At 39.7% G+C, this 17,024-nt stretch carries 16 protein-coding genes and 1 other RNA gene; 9 read left to right on the top strand and 8 right to left on the bottom strand.

Annotated elements, in window-relative coordinates:
• Nucleotides 1-40 precede the first annotated feature (40 nt).
• The 4 genes from WMZ97_RS14980 to WMZ97_RS14965 all read left to right on the top strand — a co-directional run bounded on the left by WMZ97_RS14980 (nt 41) and on the right by WMZ97_RS14965 (nt 4,479).
• Nucleotides 41-3,103 carry a Tn3 family transposase gene (locus WMZ97_RS14980; RefSeq protein ID WP_077706758.1) on the top strand — a complete coding sequence of 1,021 codons (3,063 nt, stop codon included), beginning with the start codon at nt 41-43 and terminating at the stop codon, nt 3,101-3,103.
• A gap of 252 nt (nt 3,104-3,355) precedes the next feature.
• Nucleotides 3,356-3,832 (top strand): DUF2975 domain-containing protein, encoded by a 477-nt coding sequence (locus tag WMZ97_RS14975; protein ID WP_077706759.1) that lies wholly within the window; start codon nt 3,356-3,358, stop codon nt 3,830-3,832.
• Between the two features lie 10 nt (nt 3,833-3,842).
• Nucleotides 3,843-4,049: a helix-turn-helix domain-containing protein gene (locus tag WMZ97_RS14970; protein ID WP_077706760.1), complete on the top strand. Its 207-nt coding sequence runs from the start codon at nt 3,843-3,845 to the stop codon at nt 4,047-4,049.
• Between the two features lie 58 nt (nt 4,050-4,107).
• Nucleotides 4,108-4,479 carry a hypothetical protein gene (locus WMZ97_RS14965; RefSeq protein WP_141130781.1) on the top strand — a complete coding sequence of 124 codons (372 nt, stop codon included), beginning with the start codon at nt 4,108-4,110 and terminating at the stop codon, nt 4,477-4,479.
• A gap of 76 nt (nt 4,480-4,555) precedes the next feature.
• Here the strand turns inward: WMZ97_RS14965 and WMZ97_RS14960 are convergent, their stop codons facing one another.
• From WMZ97_RS14960 to WMZ97_RS14950, 3 genes are all read right to left on the bottom strand, one after another.
• Nucleotides 4,556-5,404 (bottom strand): hypothetical protein, encoded by an 849-nt coding sequence (locus WMZ97_RS14960; protein WP_077706762.1) that lies wholly within the window; start codon nt 5,402-5,404, stop codon nt 4,556-4,558.
• A gap of 422 nt (nt 5,405-5,826) precedes the next feature.
• Nucleotides 5,827-6,423 (bottom strand): HD domain-containing protein, encoded by a 597-nt coding sequence (locus WMZ97_RS14955; protein WP_343272899.1) that lies wholly within the window; start codon nt 6,421-6,423, stop codon nt 5,827-5,829.
• Complete coding sequence (locus WMZ97_RS14950; RefSeq protein WP_343272898.1) at nt 6,423-8,093, bottom strand: formate--tetrahydrofolate ligase; 1,671 nt, start codon at nt 8,091-8,093, stop codon at nt 6,423-6,425. The genes WMZ97_RS14955 and WMZ97_RS14950 overlap by 1 nt, the downstream gene beginning before the upstream one ends.
• A 338-nt stretch (nt 8,094-8,431) precedes the next feature.
• Here WMZ97_RS14950 and WMZ97_RS14945 point away from each other — a divergent pair, with 338 nt between their 5' ends.
• Nucleotides 8,432-8,632, top strand: coding sequence for a cold-shock protein (locus WMZ97_RS14945; RefSeq protein ID WP_088050414.1), 201 nt, complete (start codon nt 8,432-8,434; stop codon nt 8,630-8,632).
• A 281-nt stretch (nt 8,633-8,913) separates the two neighbouring features.
• Here the strand turns inward: WMZ97_RS14945 and WMZ97_RS14940 are convergent, their stop codons facing one another.
• The gene (locus tag WMZ97_RS14940) at nt 8,914-9,420 is read right to left on the bottom strand and encodes an isoprenylcysteine carboxyl methyltransferase family protein (RefSeq protein ID WP_343272897.1); all 507 of its coding nucleotides are present in this window, start codon (nt 9,418-9,420) and stop codon (nt 8,914-8,916) included.
• A complete protein-coding gene (locus WMZ97_RS14935) occupies nt 9,417-10,505 on the bottom strand; it encodes a type III polyketide synthase (RefSeq protein ID WP_343272896.1) in 1,089 nt (362 codons plus the stop codon). The genes WMZ97_RS14940 and WMZ97_RS14935 overlap by 4 nt, the downstream gene beginning before the upstream one ends.
• A 299-nt stretch (nt 10,506-10,804) precedes the next feature.
• Here WMZ97_RS14935 and WMZ97_RS14930 point away from each other — a divergent pair, with 299 nt between their 5' ends.
• The 4 genes from WMZ97_RS14930 to WMZ97_RS14915 are packed head-to-tail and all read left to right on the top strand — an operon-like array spanning nt 10,805 to nt 13,758.
• Nucleotides 10,805-10,957, top strand: a complete 153-nt coding sequence (locus tag WMZ97_RS14930; RefSeq protein ID WP_343272895.1) for a cytochrome c oxidase subunit 2A — start codon at nt 10,805-10,807, stop codon at nt 10,955-10,957.
• Nucleotides 10,958-10,981: 24 nt separating this feature from the next.
• Nucleotides 10,982-11,464 carry a cytochrome c oxidase subunit II gene (locus WMZ97_RS14925; protein WP_343272894.1) on the top strand — a complete coding sequence of 161 codons (483 nt, stop codon included), beginning with the start codon at nt 10,982-10,984 and terminating at the stop codon, nt 11,462-11,464.
• Complete coding sequence (locus WMZ97_RS14920; RefSeq protein ID WP_343272893.1) at nt 11,461-13,113, top strand: b(o/a)3-type cytochrome-c oxidase subunit 1; 1,653 nt, start codon at nt 11,461-11,463, stop codon at nt 13,111-13,113. The genes WMZ97_RS14925 and WMZ97_RS14920 overlap by 4 nt, the downstream gene beginning before the upstream one ends.
• A 60-nt stretch (nt 13,114-13,173) precedes the next feature.
• Nucleotides 13,174-13,758 carry an SCO family protein gene (locus tag WMZ97_RS14915; RefSeq protein WP_343272892.1) on the top strand — a complete coding sequence of 195 codons (585 nt, stop codon included), beginning with the start codon at nt 13,174-13,176 and terminating at the stop codon, nt 13,756-13,758.
• Between the two features lie 39 nt (nt 13,759-13,797).
• Here the strand turns inward: WMZ97_RS14915 and WMZ97_RS14910 are convergent, their stop codons facing one another.
• The 3 genes from WMZ97_RS14910 to rnpB form a co-directional block, all read right to left on the bottom strand.
• Nucleotides 13,798-15,303: a carboxypeptidase M32 gene (locus WMZ97_RS14910; protein WP_343272891.1), complete on the bottom strand. Its 1,506-nt coding sequence runs from the start codon at nt 15,301-15,303 to the stop codon at nt 13,798-13,800.
• Between the two features lie 14 nt (nt 15,304-15,317).
• A complete protein-coding gene (locus WMZ97_RS14905) occupies nt 15,318-16,448 on the bottom strand; it encodes a THUMP domain-containing class I SAM-dependent RNA methyltransferase (protein ID WP_343272890.1) in 1,131 nt (376 codons plus the stop codon).
• Nucleotides 16,449-16,630: 182 nt separating this feature from the next.
• Nucleotides 16,631-17,008, bottom strand: an RNA gene (gene rnpB / locus WMZ97_RS14900) — RNase P RNA component class B.
• Nucleotides 17,009-17,024: the final 16 nt, after the last annotated feature.

Here is a 17,024-nt window from a genome sequence, read left to right as displayed (position 1 = left end):
AAAGGTTTACTTTTTGAAATAGGGAAAGGAAGGAGAAACGATGACGGTTGAAACCACGAAAACACACCAAAAACGAATAAGCATTTTGGGGGAGGATGAATTTACAGCACTCTTTGAAAGGCCGCATTTTACATATGAAGATCGTTGTTATTATTTTTCCCTTTCCCAGCCCGAGAAAGAGTTGCTACAAAATCTGCATTCCTTTAAATCTAAAGTTTATTTCGTGCTGCAACTTGGTTATTTCAAGGCCAAGCACCTATTTTTCACATTTGATCTCCATGAAGTAAAGGAAGATCTTCAATACGTGCTGAAACAACATTTTAATGATAGAAAAATGGTTGATTTAAGTACCGTTCATAAGTCAACTCGTTTCAAGCAGCAACAATTGATCCTTGAACGATTCAATTACCGCAGTTGTGGTTCTGAGGAAAGAAAACAAATTGAAAAAAAGGCCTATCATGCCGTCACCATTTCCGGTAAACCCATTTTTATCTTCCGTGAAATCATGAATTATTTAAATGAACAACGTATTGTTGTGCCAGGATACAGTTTTATTCAAGAAACAGTGAGTCAGGCAATCACCTTTGAACAAAATCGATTAACAGCCATCATGCATAACCATCTAAAACAGCCTGATATCCAGGCATTGAAGGCACTACTCGAAGATGCTCAAGGGTTATATGAAATCACACTGCTTAAACGTGAACCTAAGGATTTTAGCCTGAAAGAAATCAAACGTGAGATTGACCGAGGGGAGCAAATCCAGTCTTTATACCAACTTGCTCACACCCTTTTGCCCAAGTTAGGCGTTTCGAATGAAAGCATTAAATACTTTGCTTCATTGGTCAATTATTACTCTGTTTACAAACTCAAAAGGCTGGATGAGTGGTTGGTGTACGTTTATTTATTATGCTTTGTGTATTATCGCTATCAGCGTATGAATGACAATCTGATCAATACCTTGATTTACAATGTTCGGCGATACATCGATGAATCCAAGTCAACGGCTAAAGATCAAATATATCAGCACTATGCGGAAAATCGACAAAACATGAAAAAGGCTGGCGAAGTGCTTCAATTACTCACTGACGACAGCATTGAGGCTGACACCCCTTTTGGCGATATTCAAGCGAGAGCTTTTTCTATCTTGGAACGGCAAAAACTTACTAATCTTGCCGATCAAATCGCCACGAATGCAAAGTGGGATGAAACAATTCTCCAATGGGAACACATTGACCAATTAGCTCGTCAATTTAAACGTCATTTACGCCCTTTGCTGCTTATGGTTAAATTTGCTGCTCCCTCCAAAAATGATCCACTTATGGAGGCTATAGATTTTATAAAGCAAGCTTTTCATCAAAATAAACCGTTAGGGCAATATGCTGCAGATCATTTACCTCAACTCTTTATATCGGATAGTATGAGGCGTTACATCTATGAACAAGACCCTGATGAGGAAAAGAACATCAAAGTTGATCGCTATGAGTTTCTTATTTATCGGCTTTTGCGTAATCGACTGGAAGCAGGGGATGCTTTCTGTCGTGAAAGCATTCGATTTCGTAGTTTTGAGGATGATCTCATTGATGATGAAAAGTGGCAACAGAAAGACAAATTGTTGGCTGATGCTGGTTTAATAACTTTCCGCCAGCCTATCCATGAGCATTTAGATAAATTAAAGCAACAGCTAGAAAGACGCTTAACAGAGGTGAACCAACGAATTGCGTCTGGCGAAAATGAACATGTTCATAAAAAACGGGGACGCTATGGCCGATGGACGCTTTCCAATACGCGAGATACGGAATCCATTAATCATACCTTTTTTGATGCACTGAGCCCGATTGATATTGGAAGTGTTTTGCACTACGCCAATCAACACTGTTCCTTTATGGAAGCGTTTGACCACATTTTAGGTCGTTATGCCAAACAGCCAAGAGAGGATCATGTTTTAGTTGCTTGTTTGATTGCTTGGGGTACAAACATGGGCTTGGGAAGAATGGGGGAAATCTCTGATATTCGTTATCCTTCGCTTTCAGCTACATCGGATAACTTTATTCGTTTAGAAACGTTAAAAGAAGCCAATGACCGAATCAGTAATGCCGTAACAGAGCTGCCAATCTTTCACCATTACGATATCGATGATACCATTCATTCCAGCAGTGATGGCCAAAAATTCGAAACGCAAATTAATACCATGAATTCGCGTCATTCACCTAAATATTTCGGCTTGAAAAAGGGGATTGTTTCTTACACTATGGTTGCTAACCATATTCCCGTCAACGCCCGGATTATTGGAGCAAATGAGCATGAAAGTCATTACGTATTTGACATCCTATATAACAACACAACCGATGTTCAGCCCGAAGTGCATTCTACTGATACTCATGGAACCAATGAAGTAAATTTTGCCATTCTTCACTTTTTCAGTTATCAGTTTGCTCCTCGTTACAAGGATATTTATGGCACCGTCAGCAGATCATTATACGGTTTCCAACATCCAAGTCACTACGGTGATATGTTAATTAAACCCGTTCGAAAAATCAACACAGATCTGATTGCTGAGGAATGGGAGAATATCCAGCGTATTGTTTTATCTTTAGCCCTTAAATCCACAACACAGAGCATCATCGTTGGGAAATTAAGTGCCTATGCCCGTAAAAACAGAACCAAGCGTGCATTATGGGAGTACGATAACATCATCAAAAGCCTATATTTTCTGGATTACATTGATTCGCCACCCTTACGCCGGAATGTGCAACGAACCTTAAACCGGGGTGAGAGTTACCATAAATTACGCCGGGCTGTATCGCATGCTAATTTTGGTAAACTACGTTTCAAAACCGAACAAGAACAACAAATTTGGAATGAATGTAGCCGTCTCATTGCTAATTGCATCATCTATTACAATGCCAGCATTTTATCAAACATCCTGACTTACAGAGAAAATCAGGGACAGGATTCAGATGTATTAAAGCAAATTTCTCCCGTGGCATGGCAACACATCAATTTGTATGGTCATTATGAATTTAATAAGTCACATGAATCGATCGATATGGATGCCATCACTAAAAGATTGAATCACTTTCCGGCAATACCAAACAATTAACTGATAACAATCCATGATCAGATTTACAATACACAAAGGTGCTACTTCGATTAAGAAGACACCTTTTTTTACTACAATTTGTTACTTCTATTCGGGGATTGCGCCCATCCCACCTTTTTTGGGGGGATGGGCAGAAACATCCTTATTCCATCAGTTCAATAACAATTTATTATTTTTTAATACATAGTTATTGAATTACAATAAATGTGTATGTTATTATAATAATAATGATGGATAAGCGAGGTGCTTTTAATGCAACGAGGAACAACACTCTTTTTAAGAATAGCTGTTTATCTTATTGGGATTATGGTACTTGCCTTGTTTATATTTTGGTTGCCTAGATTAGCAGACGATACAGCAGAAATGTTTCCGAAGTTTTCCTATTTACGATTTCCCGTTTTAATCGGTTTGTATGTAACAGGAATTCCGTTTTACTTTGCTTTGTATAAAGCCTTGAAACTTTTAACTTACATTGATAAAAACAATGCCTTCTCGAAGCTATCGGTAAATGCATTAAGATACATAAAATACTGTGCAATAACAATTAGCGTCTTATACGCCATAGGAGCTATCTTCTTATTGACTCAAAACGCTTTACATCCCGGAATAGCAATTATCATATTTACAATTATTTTTAGTTCCGTTGTTATTGCAGTCTTTACTATGGTTCTTCAGAAGTTGTTGAAAAGTGCTTTAGATATAAAATCAGAAAATGATTTAACGGTCTGAGGTGAAAACAGTGGCAATTATAATCAACATTGATGTGATGTTGGCAAAAAGAAAAATGAGTGTAACAGAATTATCCGAGAAGGTAGGAATCACAATGGCTAACATATCTATTTTAAAAAATGGAAAGGCAAAAGCGATTCGATTATCTACTTTAGAATCCATTTGCAGGGCATTGGATTGTGAGCCGGGAGATATTCTAGAATATCAAAAGGATTAGCTAATCAATACCAGGTAATGAAATGAAGGCCGGTACTTATTACATAAATTGAAAGGAAGTGTTAATCATTACAGTTTCATTAATATTTTTAGTGATTGTAGGTGTCATTGTACTTGCAATGTTTATTGCGCCGATGATTATAGCCATTAAAAAAAGTGAAAAAGGAAAACGTCCCTATAGTATTTCTTACGTAGTAGTAGGACTATTGATTTTTCAATGGGTGTTTTTCCTGGTTGGCGGCTACACTTTACTACCTGTGAATGTTGCGGATTCATTGTTTGTACCCATATGGTTAGTGTTGTGTGTAGGGAGTGCAATCACAGCTATCGTTGAATTCAAAAACAACAAGTTTTTTTCTATTCCCGTTGGAGGCCTAACAATAATTAGTTTTTTATTTAGTGTCCTTGCCTATGGAATAGGGGAAATGTGATTATCTGTTTATTTTGTTTCTGTTAAACAATAAAGCGGGCTAGATTATTGCATAAATAATCTAGCCTACAGATGGTTTAATGTTTATGATATTTTGTATAGTGCCCCTGTTTGTAAGAGCAATATGCTGCTCTGTATTTTTGATTACATTTATTATGCGCTTTACAATATCTTAGTGCGCCATAGTCGCAGTCACTGTGATAAAAATTAATAATCGCTTGTGGCTTCCATTTTTGTAGGTGCTTATTATTGCTTTTTGGGCCATTAAATCTATTACAATGGACTGGATCTCCATATTTAAATGTCTTTGAACCATAAGGGGGCATTTTCACTTTCGCTAATCCAATTTTGTGTTCTCCAGAACTGTCATGCTCGTCCATGTTCCCGATTATTTCATTTAAATTCTGTTCTAAGATTACTTCATATTCTCCATTTTCATTCTTTCTGATGGTTTCTTTATTATTTTCATCACTTTCAACCTCAATTGTTTCGGGGTTACCTTCTACCTCAAAACGACCATCATTTATTTCTGTTTTTTTCCCATTCACTATTAAAGTGTTTTCATTATTATGACCATCATGATTTTCAGGCTCTGTGCTTTCCAGCATCTTATTTTCAGGAGGAAGATAACCATCTTTTATAGCCTTATCAATTTCTTCCGGAACCGAGCGATATTGTACAAGAACCCCATCTTCTAATTCCCATCCAATTTCTTTTAGGTCTTCCTTTTCTTTAGGTGTTGCACTGTCCCAATCTGTTTCTGGAGCGGTATATTTAATAATGATTTTACCTTTCTCCGGTTTTGTTTGGTCTTTGCTTATTGTTTTGTTAGTACCTGTTGTCGCAAACGCTGAGGTAATTGGAACAATAGCGATTAAAGAGAGTATCGCAATAAAAAATGTGACGTAAATTGCCTTTCTTTTCATTAATACAACCCCTTTTCTATTTTATATATAAATGCTATCATAGCCTCGCATTAAATGTAAGCATTTTCCCAAAAATATAAATAATGATTAATTCAAAAACTTAATAACCCCCATCAATATTTATAACAATCCCGTTAGAAGGTACAAACCTTGTGAAAGACGCTTTAAACCTAACTTTTTTTGTTTCAAATTAAAGTAATGTAAAAGGGTGTAACCATTTTGACGAGGTTTGAGGTTAATTTAAATATTCTGAAACATACCTTTTCGAGGGGTTGGGCAAAAACACCCTTGAAGCAAACCGAAATTCATCTCCCTCTTATCCTTGGGTTTCACCCGTAACAGGATGGAAGGGGGAGACTTCTTTCGGAAGGCTGTTAAAATAAGATCGGGCATAGTGCACAACTTTGCCCGATTTTTATTGGTTAAAACGACCATTCTTGAAAAAATTGTTCCAAATAATTTTCCATAAATTGATGGCGCTTGATGGCTATTTGTTTTGCTGTTGCTGTATGCAACCGTTCGGTCAATTTTAATAGTTTATCATAAAAGTGCTGAATGGATGTCTGCTGTTTATTTGTATCATCATAAATCAGCTGGCTTTGTGCACCCCCATATGCAAAGGTTCGGGCGATGCCAATCGCTCCAATCGCATCAAGCCGGTCAGCATCCTGGACAATCTTTCCCTCCAAGCTTTGTGGAATTTGGCCTTTACTAAACGAAACATCTTTAATCGCGACCCTGATCTGATCCAAGTGGTTATCGGTAATTCCGATCGATTGTAAGAAAACAATCGTTTCCGTTAATACATCTTCTGTATCCGTAAATAATTTATGATCCCCAACATCGTGTAGCCAGGCTGCTGCTTCACAAATAAAAATATCTGCGTTCTCTTTCGCAGCAATGGTAGATGCAAGTCTTGCAACACGTTTCATATGCGTAAAATCATGTCCCGTTGGATCATCCTGAAAAAGCGGCTGTACGTAATGCATGATTTTAGTCAGCTGTTCGTCTGATTTCATTAAAATAACCCCGTAATCCTTCCATCAGCAGTTACATCCATGTTTAGTGCAGCCGGTTGTGCTGGTAAACCTGGCATCGTCATCATCGATCCGGTCAACACCACGATAAAACCTGCGCCAACCGATGCGTGTGTTTCACGGATGGAGAGGGTGAATCCAGTCGGCCTTCCCAGCTTTGTGGGGTCATCGGATAACGAATATTGCGTTTTGGCCATACAAATTGCTAAGTTATTCCATCCCTGTTGTTCATAAAACTGTAACTGCTGGCTTGCTTTAGGCGACAATTCAATAGCTTCGGCACCATAAACAGTCTGAGCAATTTTTTGTATTTTGCTTGTTAATGATTCCTCCAGTTCATAAATCCGTTGGAAATGACGAGAAGGTTCATTTGCTTTTCGAACAATCTTTTCTGCTAAATCGATTCCACCATCCCCACCATTTGCCCACACATCGGTTAAGGCAACATCAACCCCTAATTCATTGCACCATGTCTTAATAAAATCGGTTTCCTTTTTTGTGTCTGTTGGAAACTTATTAATAGCAATCACATATGGCAAACCAAACTGTTCAATGGTTTCGATGTGCTTTTTGAGGTTTGTCATTCCCCATTTTAATGCTTCTACATTCTCTTCGGTTAACTGATCTTTTGCCAGGCCACCATGCATTTTTAATGCCCGGACTGTTGCTACAATTACAACAGCACTTGGTTCAAAGTCCCCTGCCCTTGTTTTTATATCGAGAAATTTCTCCGCGCCAAGATCAGCCCCGAATCCGGCTTCCGTTACCACATAATCGGCCAATTTTGCCGCTGTTTTGGTTGCCATGATACTATTACACCCATGAGCAATATTGGCAAAAGGACCACCATGAATGATGGCTGGGGTATTTTCAGTTGTCTGAACAAGATTTGGTTTAATTGCATCTTTTAATAATAATGTCAGAGCACCTTCGACTTTTAAATCCTTCACGGTTACTGGCTGTTCCTCATACGTATAGCCAATAACAATGCGGGACAATCGTTCCTTTAGATCATCTAACCCTGTTGCTAAACAGAGAACAGCCATTATTTCTGATGCTACGGTTATTGTAAAACCGTCCTCTCTTGGTATACCTTGTTTTGGACCGCCAAGCCCAACGACAATTTGTCTAAGCACACGATCATTCATGTCGATGACCCGTTTCCATTCGATACGGCGCGGATCAATTTGTAAGGCATTTCCTCGTTGAATATGGTTATCGATTAACGCTGCTAATGCATTATTCGCACTGGTAATCGCGTGCAAATCGCCAGTAAAATGTAAATTAATATCTTCCATCGGAAGCACCTGAGAATAGCCACCGCCAGCAGCTCCGCCTTTCATTCCCATAACCGGTCCCAGGGAAGGTTCACGCAGAGCAATGATCGCTTTTTTTCCAATCTTATCTAATGCTTGTCCTAAACCAACTGTTACCGTGGATTTTCCTTCACCTGCTTGTGTTGGATTAATGGACGTAACTAAAATGACTTTCCCATCCGGATTTTTGTCCAGCTTTTGAAGCAGGTTATCCGACAGTTTCGCTTTCGTATGTCCATATGGTTCCCAATCATCTGTTGTAAGTTCAAGACGTTGAGCGATTTCTGCGATCGTTTTTAACGTTGCTTCCTGGGCAATTTCAATATCAGTTTTCATGTTTATGACATCCCTTCCGCCTTTATGTGAGCTGTCGTTTTTTAAGTGTCTCCATTATATCGTGAAATGTTTGAAAAATATAGCCGAAAAGTTTCGAAAAAACATTGAATTTTATTGCCTAATCCTTGACTGAGTAAGTAAAATGAGCTATTATTTACTCAAGCAAAGAAGATGTATGGAATCATGAATGACAGGCAGCTTCTATAGAAGTGGATGCAATTATGATCCTACGCTTCTATAGGGCTGCCTTTTCTATACTGAGCTTTGTATTATTACCACGTGTTAGAGGATGTATATGCATGCTTTTCTCGTGAAAGTTTTAGGGAGGACGAAATACAATGGAAAACGGAGTAGTAAAATGGTTCAACGCTGAGAAGGGTTATGGCTTCATTCAAATTGAAGATGGAAACGATGTATTTGTACATTATTCCGCTATTCAAGAAGAAGGATTCAAAACACTTGAAGAGGGACAAGAAGTGTCGTTTGAAATTGTTGAAGGTGAACGTGGCCCGCAAGCAGCGAACGTCGTGAAGAAATAATTTAAATATAACTGGAGCGGTAATCCACTAGATTACCGCTCTATTTGTGTCTTTTCATGGAATAGATATACGCTTTTATCCCGCCTTAACAGGCAGTAGAATCTCACTGAATAAAGTGAAACTTCATTCAGTAGGGGTTCCCCTTTCTCCCCCACTGTAGAGGAACAAAGGCGCAAGCGCCCGGTTAAAGGAACGCCGACTAAGATTCGGTACGTCCTGTGCCAACATCGGCATGGCCTGCATCGTGCAGGCCCGTAAAGGCGGGATAAAAGCTCATTTTTTTACGTTGCTTTTGTTAATGCCCGCTCTTCTCGCGGAATACGCAATCGAAGCAGACCAAGATGCAGCATCGGGAACAGGATCGCGGAGAAATATGCTCCAAGTAACAATGGAATGACAAATAGCTCGATCAGCACGATGAGATAATTCGGGTGTTTCATATATTTATAAGGTCCCTTTTTAATTAGTGCAACTCGCGGCAAAACGATGATTTTTGTATTCCAGAACTTTCCAAGCGTATGAATACACCATACTCTGCCAATTTGTGTTGCGATAAAAACCGCAAACAGGAAGTAATTTAATTGCCTCTCAGCTGGATTGGCAGTTGCTTCCACAATGACAGCTAAAAAAAATAGTACATGAAGCATGATAAACCATTTATAATGTTTTTTACCTTGTTCAATCCCGCCACGTTCTATCATCCATTTTTCATTCCTCTTTGCGATGTAAAGCTCGACAAACCGTTGACATATGATTGCGCCAACTAAAATACCCATCCATAATGTCATATGCCCCACTCCAATAATAATAATTCTGAACTAAAACCGGGTCCCAAGGCGGACACAATGCTTTGTTCATTTCCTGAAAATTGCTCGTTCATCCATTCGTTTAAAACGTAGAAAATGGTCGCGGAGGAAATGTTTCCATGATTTCGTAAGACGTTGTATGAATGCGCCAACTTTTTAACAGAAATGTTTCCTGTCTCCTCCATGGCCGCTAATACCTTTTTGCCGCCAGGATGGACAATGAACGAGTGAATCCCGGCTTCGGTTGTGCCTAGTTTTTTAAAAAATGCATCGATATGATCTTTCCAGAGTGTCTGCACCAAATTTGGGATACTTTTTGAAAAGATGACCTCCATCCCATTATTGGTAATATCCCACCCCATTACTCCAAGACTGTCTTTCTTGGTAAAAGAACTTGTCTGAACGATTTTTGGCAATACTTTTGTCCGGTTTGCTCGATAGGCTGATTGATTCCCGCATAAAAAGATTGCCCCAACTCCATCACCAAATAAAGCACTACCAATCAAGTTGCTCTTTTTATGGTCTTCCTTTTGAAAGGTGAGGCTGCATAACTCTGCTCCGACAATGAGAACAGTCTTTTTGGGGTGAGCAGTCAGGTAATCATATGCCCGGGATAATCCAATAGCTCCCCCAGCACATCCTAATCCCCATAACGGCATGCGTTCGACATCTTCACGAAATGGTCGCTGATTCAGCAAATGCGCATCAAGTGATGGCGTTGCAATACCAGTACTGGAAATAAAAATAATCATATCAATTGCGTCAAAAGGGATTGTTTGTTTAACAAATCGCTTATTTGTTAAACAATCATCCATTGCCTGTAATGCATAATGGATGGCGTACGTTTGATATAATTTGTTTTTTTCCTGAAAGGTGTGTGCCTGTTGAAACCAATTCATTGGGACAACGAATTGCCGTTTCTCGATTGCGGCATGGTCAAAGACAGGAAGTAATCGATTTAATTGCCGTTCTGTATATGGAAATAACCCTTTAACTAGTTCCTTAATTTCCTGCTGGCTAATTTCATAATCGGGAACACCAATGCCGGCCGAACAAATATACGTCATTCTATCACCTTTACATTTCTGCCTGAACAGGCTCTCTTGATCGTTTCATCGGATATCAGAACGTAATGAAGTAGTTTTTCGACAATAACGTCGAAGTTAATGCGATATCCATTATGGATAGGATGTGCCGTTTCATTGAAATTATGAAAAATGTTTGTTCAAAATCACGTTTTCAGGATAAATGTTTGTCGAATTTATGACGATCGACCTAATTGTGATGTTTATCACAGCCGGAACATTCGAATTGCGTAAGAATAATGGTATCGAACGACATCATGCTTGAAAGGAGAGGATTGGCGATGGCAAATCATCAGCTCCAGCAAAAGAGCGTGGAGAAGCTTGAATCCAAACAAAACAGCTCACTTAAAGGTACATTTGCTTCGGTAATGTTATTGGGCGCTTTTATTATCGTATCTTGGGTTGGAGTATGGATCCTGTTTTTATCCCGTTAAAGTAGAAAGGAGACGACAACAAACATGCATATGCACAAGTATGAAAAGATTTGGCTATTATCTGGAACCGCTACATTACTCATTTTTCTTGTTATTATAGGGATTAGTGCATTCTATTTAGGGAATCAACCACCAAGCTGTGCTGTCACCCTTGACCCGGAAAAAGTCGATGAACAAGCACCATTTGATAACCCAGGGTTGAAACAATTAGGTGATAACGAATACGAGCTTACAATTGTAGCGTCCGCTTTTAATTATGATGTAGGAAATAATGAAAAGCTCGTACAAATTCCAAAAGGGGCAACTGTTCACTTTAACGCCACCACCAAAGATGTGGTGCATGGGTTTGAATTAGTTGGTACGAACGTAAACATGATGCTCGAACCTGGATATATCAGTACGTACACCAATACATTCGATAAACCTGGAAAATATACATTATTATGTAATGAATATTGTGGAACAGGACACCATTATATGACTGCAACGATAGAGGTGATGGAATGATGAAAAAGTCATTGAGAAGCATCGCAACTGCTGATGCAAGGTTAACGATGGCCCATATGATTGTCGCGTTCACAGCATTATTGCTTGGTGCAACAGCTGGATTATTACAAACGCTTGTCCGCTCGGGAAAAGTAACCTTACCAGCCGGAATTGGATATTATCAAATACTTACATTGCACGGGGTTGTTTTAGGACTTGTATTAACTACCTTTTTTATCGTGGGATTTGTAATCGCCGCACAGAGTAAAACGGCTGGTGCGTATAGTACCGGAGAACGAAAATTGGCTTGGATTGGCTTCAGCTTGATGGTTATTGGTGTTGCCTGTACAGCCACCGTTATATTGTTAAATGAGGCTTCCGTGCTTTATACGTTTTATGCACCATTGAAAGCACATCCGGCATTTTACATTGGCCTGGTGCTAGTGATTGTCGGCAGTTGGCTGGAAGGGTTTGTGATCTTCCACCGTCATGCGCGATGGAGAAAAGAAAATCGTGGTCAGCGAACACCGTTACTTAGTTACATGGGTGTCATCACCATGCTGCTATGGCAAATTGCAACACTTGGAGTTGCTGCAACAGCACTCATTCAATTTATTCCATGGTCACTAGGTCTAACCGACACGATTGATGTGTTAGTCAGCCGTACCCTGTTCTGGTATTTTGGTCATCCACTTGTTTATTTCTGGCTGCTGCCTGCATATATGTGTTGGTATGCCATTATACCAAAAATTATTGGTGGAAAGATTTTTTCTGATTCCTTAGCACGTTTATCGTTTATTTTATTGTTATTGTTCTCTATTCCAGTTGGATTTCACCATCAGCTAACAGAGCCTGGAATCGATCCATTCTGGAAATACTTGCAGGTTGTCTTAACATTCCTGGTCGTCATTCCATCACTAATGACTGCCTTCTCCCTCTTTGCTTCCTTTGAAATGAGAGGTCGGGAATTAGGGGCAAAAGGAATGTTTGGCTGGCTCAAGAAAATGCCTTGGAAAGATGTTCGATTTTTGGCTCCGTTCATTGGCATGGTATGGTTTATCCCTGCTGGTACAGGAGGTATTATTAACGCATCCAATCAAATGAACCAAGTTATTCATAACACGATTTGGGTCACTGGACACTTCCATTTAACAGCAGCAACATCGGTTATCCTGACATTCTTTGGAATCGCATATTGGCTGATTCCATCGATAACAGGTCGGAAATTAACAGCGCGTATGAATCGTTGGGGAATTATTCAAACGATCGTCTGGTCAGTAGGTATGGCTATTATGTCTGGTGCGATGCATTGGGAAGGCTTATTAGGCGGGCCACGGCGATCCGCTTATTCTGAATACGCTGGTAATGCAGATACAGCGGGATTTGGTGCGTATCAGATTGCCCAAGCAGTCGGCGGTTCGATTTTATTTATTGGAATGGTGATTATGCTTGTTATTTTCATCAATCTGGCCTTCTTTGCACCAAAAGGTGAGGAAGAGTTTCCAGTTGGTACAGTAGCCGACATTGCCGGCCCAACCCCTAAAATTCTGGAAAATTGGAAACTATGGATTGGCGTGACAGCTGCATTGATTCTCTTTGCATACACGATACCATTCATTGATATTATTCAGAATGCACCACCCGGATCACCAGGGTATAAGTTCTGGTAACGGGTAAACAACACAGGAAAGAGGTCTTCCCCCTCTTTCTGTGTATTGGAGGGAAGATGCTTGAAAAAGTTATATATTACATTTGCAGTGTTGTTAGTTATCGGTATCTCAGCAGGGATTTTTTACTTGAAGGTCATTCGGCCAGGAAATGCTGAATTACCATCTGAAGTTGTCATGGAAACAGCATTTGCCAATGACTATTCATTTGCTGATATGCCAAAAAAGGTACGCCTCATCGAATTTATTTATACAAATTGTCCGGATGTCTGCCCTACGACTACATTGGAAATGTCTAAACTTCGGCAAAAGCTAATGAAACAGGGTGTTTTTGGGGATGAAGTGGAATTTATTACGATAACGATCGATCCCAAACATGATACAAAACAAAAATTAAAAAACTATGCCAGTAATTTCGAGGTTACCTCAGAGAATGATGGCTGGACCTTTTTACGAGGTACGGACGAAGATACGAAAAAAGTTGCCGATGCCCTTGGCTTCTTATACCGAGATCCAGGAACAGGCGATATTATTCATTCCACGTTTACTTATTTTTTGGATCAAAATAATAATTTAGTAGAGCAATTTCCCATGGGTAAAGGATTTAATCAGGATCGAGTTTATAAACGAATTATGAATTCAATTTAATAACTACTAAAAGAGGAGAGCTGGCTGCTCTCCTCTTTCTTATAAATTATAAATCGTTGTATACTTATTTTTCAGATAAGTAACCAGGTAATCGGGATTTAACGCTTCGTTTGTCACATCATGAATAATTTCCAGTGGTTTCTTCGCTTTTCCATATTGGTGAATGTTTTTCTTTAGCCATGCTCTAATTGGACTAAAGTCCCCGCTTGCAACTGTTTCATCCAGGTTTAATTCCTTTGCCATTGTATGCTGAAATTGTGCTGCATACATATATCCTAATGCATACGATGGGAAATAACCAAAATCACCACCTGCCCAATGGATATCCTGGAGTACACCGTCTTGATCGGATGTTGGGTTAATACCTAAATACTCTACCATTTTTTCGTTCCAGAGGTGTGGCAATTCAGCCACCTTGATGGTATCGTTCATTAACGCCTTTTCCAACTCGTACCGGATCATAATATGTAATGGATACGTTAATTCATCTGCTTCAATCCGGATGAGTGATGGCTTTACCTCATTGATTGCTCGGTAAAAGTCATCAAGGGCTACCGTGTTGAAATGTTTTGGTGCGTACGATTCGAATGATTTGTAATGGGATTGCCAAAAAGCTTTACTTCGACCGATAAAGTTTTCCCAAAACAGGGATTGGGATTCATGAATTCCCATCGAGGTACCTGTAGCAAGCGGTGTTCTTGCCAGTTCTGGACTAATGTTTTGTTCATACAGTGCATGGCCACCTTCATGAATAGTACCAAACACAGCCATTCGAAAATCCTCTTCGTCATATCTGGTTGTGATGCGAACATCGTTGAGGTTGATGCCAATAGCAAACGGATGAATCGTGTCATCCAGTCGGCCCGAATCAAAATCATAGCCCATTTGCTGTAAGACATCCAATGTGAACGCGCGTTGGTTCTCCTTTGGGAAATGTCCCTTTAGAATGGATGGGTCCGGTTTTTGACTGCTCTGATTAATTTGTTCCACAAGTGATGTTAGTGATTTGCGCAACTTTGGAAAAACAGTATCCAATGTCTTCGTTGTCATGCCTGGTTCATATTCATGTAGTAAAGCATCATAGATGTTGTCGTCGTAACCCCAATATCCGGCGAATCGTTTTTTGTAGTCAACCAGCTTCTCTAAATACGGCTGGAACTGAGAAAAGTCTGCCTTTGCCCGTGCATCCTGCCAGATAGCCTCTGCTTTCGATTGCAACATCACATAGTCTTTCAATTCCTCATGTGGAATCTTTTTATTGCGTTCGTATGTCTCTTCACAATCTGCTGCCGTTTTAAGGAGGATCTCATCCGTGGAATTTTCTCTTATTGTATCAATAAAATACTTCATTTTCTCCGATGTTTCCAATTGGTGAAGCTTTTCCGATAAAAACCCCACAACCTCTGACCGTTGTTCGACTCCTTTTTTGGGAATCTTGGTTCGCATATCCCATTGGATTAACATAATTGATTCAAGATAGGCACGCTGCTCGTTCAATAACGCCTTAAAATCCAGTTCTTCCATAAAGTATGTTTGATTATCCATCCTATTACCTCTCTCTATTTAGTGTTACCAAAATATTGATAATAATCGGTCCGAATGAATCCATTAAATAGTTTGCGTTTTTTGGTTGCTTTTTTTCCGTATTGTTTTTCAAAGTCGCCAAACGCGGTAAGAATATAGACGCTCCAGCTGGGATGACTTTTCATAACTGCACCAAAGTCCTTGTACATCTGAGCAATGCTTTCCTTATCCCCAATCCGTTCCCCATATGGCGGATTTCCAATCAGATAACCGCCTTCCTTGCGAATAAATAAATCCTTTACTTGCATTTGTTTCCAGGTAATTAAATCTCCCAATCCTGCCTCGGTTGCATTATCCTTGGCGATTTTAACCATATTATGATCAATATCCGATCCGATAATATCAAGTTCTTGATCATAGTTTGCCAGATCTTCGGCCTCTTCAAATGCTTGTGTCCATAGTGAACTTTTAATAAATTCCCATTGTTCACTGGCAAATTCCCGGTTAAACCCGGGGGCAATATTTTGACCAATCAATGCCGCTTCGATTGGGATGGTGCCTGAGCCGCAAAACGGATCAATGAGCGTTCGGTCTGGCTGCCAATTGGTCAACATGATCAGTGCCGCTGCCATCGTTTCTTTTAATGGCGCATCTCCTTGACCCACACGATATCCCCGTTTATGTAGGCCAGTTCCAGACGTATCGATTGTTAAGGAAGCAGTATCTTGATGAATAGCAACCTCAATTTTGTATGAGGCACCTGTCTCTGGCATTTTTGTGGCGAGGCCATATTTCAGTTTTAGTCGTTCGGCAATCGCTTTTTTCACAATAGCCTGACAGTCTGGCACGCTGTGTAAAGTTGATTTGACTGATTTACCGGACACCGGAAATTGTCCATCCTCTGTTATAAAACTTTCCCATGGCAATGCTTTTGTTTGTTCAAATAATTCATCAAATGTTGTTGCGGTAAATTCACCCACAAGTAGTCGCACACGATCAGCTGCGCGCAGCCATAAATTACACCGTGGTATAGCTGAAAACGGCGCCTTAAATCGCACTTTTCCATTTTCAACTTCCACTTCGTAGCCTAATCTTTTTACTTCATAGGCAACAACGGATTCCAGGCCCATTGCTGCAGTTGCAATTAAATTGACATGTTGTTGCATAGATTATGTCCTCATTTCCTTTAAACAGATGTCTTAAGTTTACCATTGAGTTATGAAAAAGGAAAAAGAAAACGAATTAATTAATTTTCTAGCATCCACCATCCCACGGCAATAAATAATGCAACAAAAAAACCTTTCCAAAAGTAAACTACTTAAGAAAGGTTTGTTCTAACCATTGAATACATCATAAGCCATGTTCTGTCCCCTTGTACTGCAAACGGTGGTTAGCCTCGTACATTGGGCGTAATCATCTATCTACAAGCAATAGCTTGTCCCTTTTTCGGTTCATTTTCCTAGTCAAGGATGCCCCTACCATTATTTGGGTTGCTCACTCGTGGGGTTTACCTCGTTCCACTCCAAGCGTTTCCACTCGGACTACGTCACTGTGGCACCTTCAAGGATCATATTCCCTATCGAATCGACTTAGGAATTTCCCCTGCCGTTAACCTTAATAGTTACCTTGACTTATGATTTCGTCAAGCACGAGCACTACAAACGTCGCAGTTTGTGTGAGCATGGACTTTCCTCTGCAAGATTTGTTGCAGCGATTACGTCAGTATTCAATTCTTATTTACC

Origin of the sequence: Lentibacillus songyuanensis (assembly GCF_039548255.1) — a bacterium.
Classification (GTDB): Bacteria; Bacillota; Bacilli; order Bacillales; family Amphibacillaceae; genus Lentibacillus_C; species Lentibacillus_C songyuanensis.
This window is presented reverse-complemented; position numbering and strand designations above follow the sequence as displayed.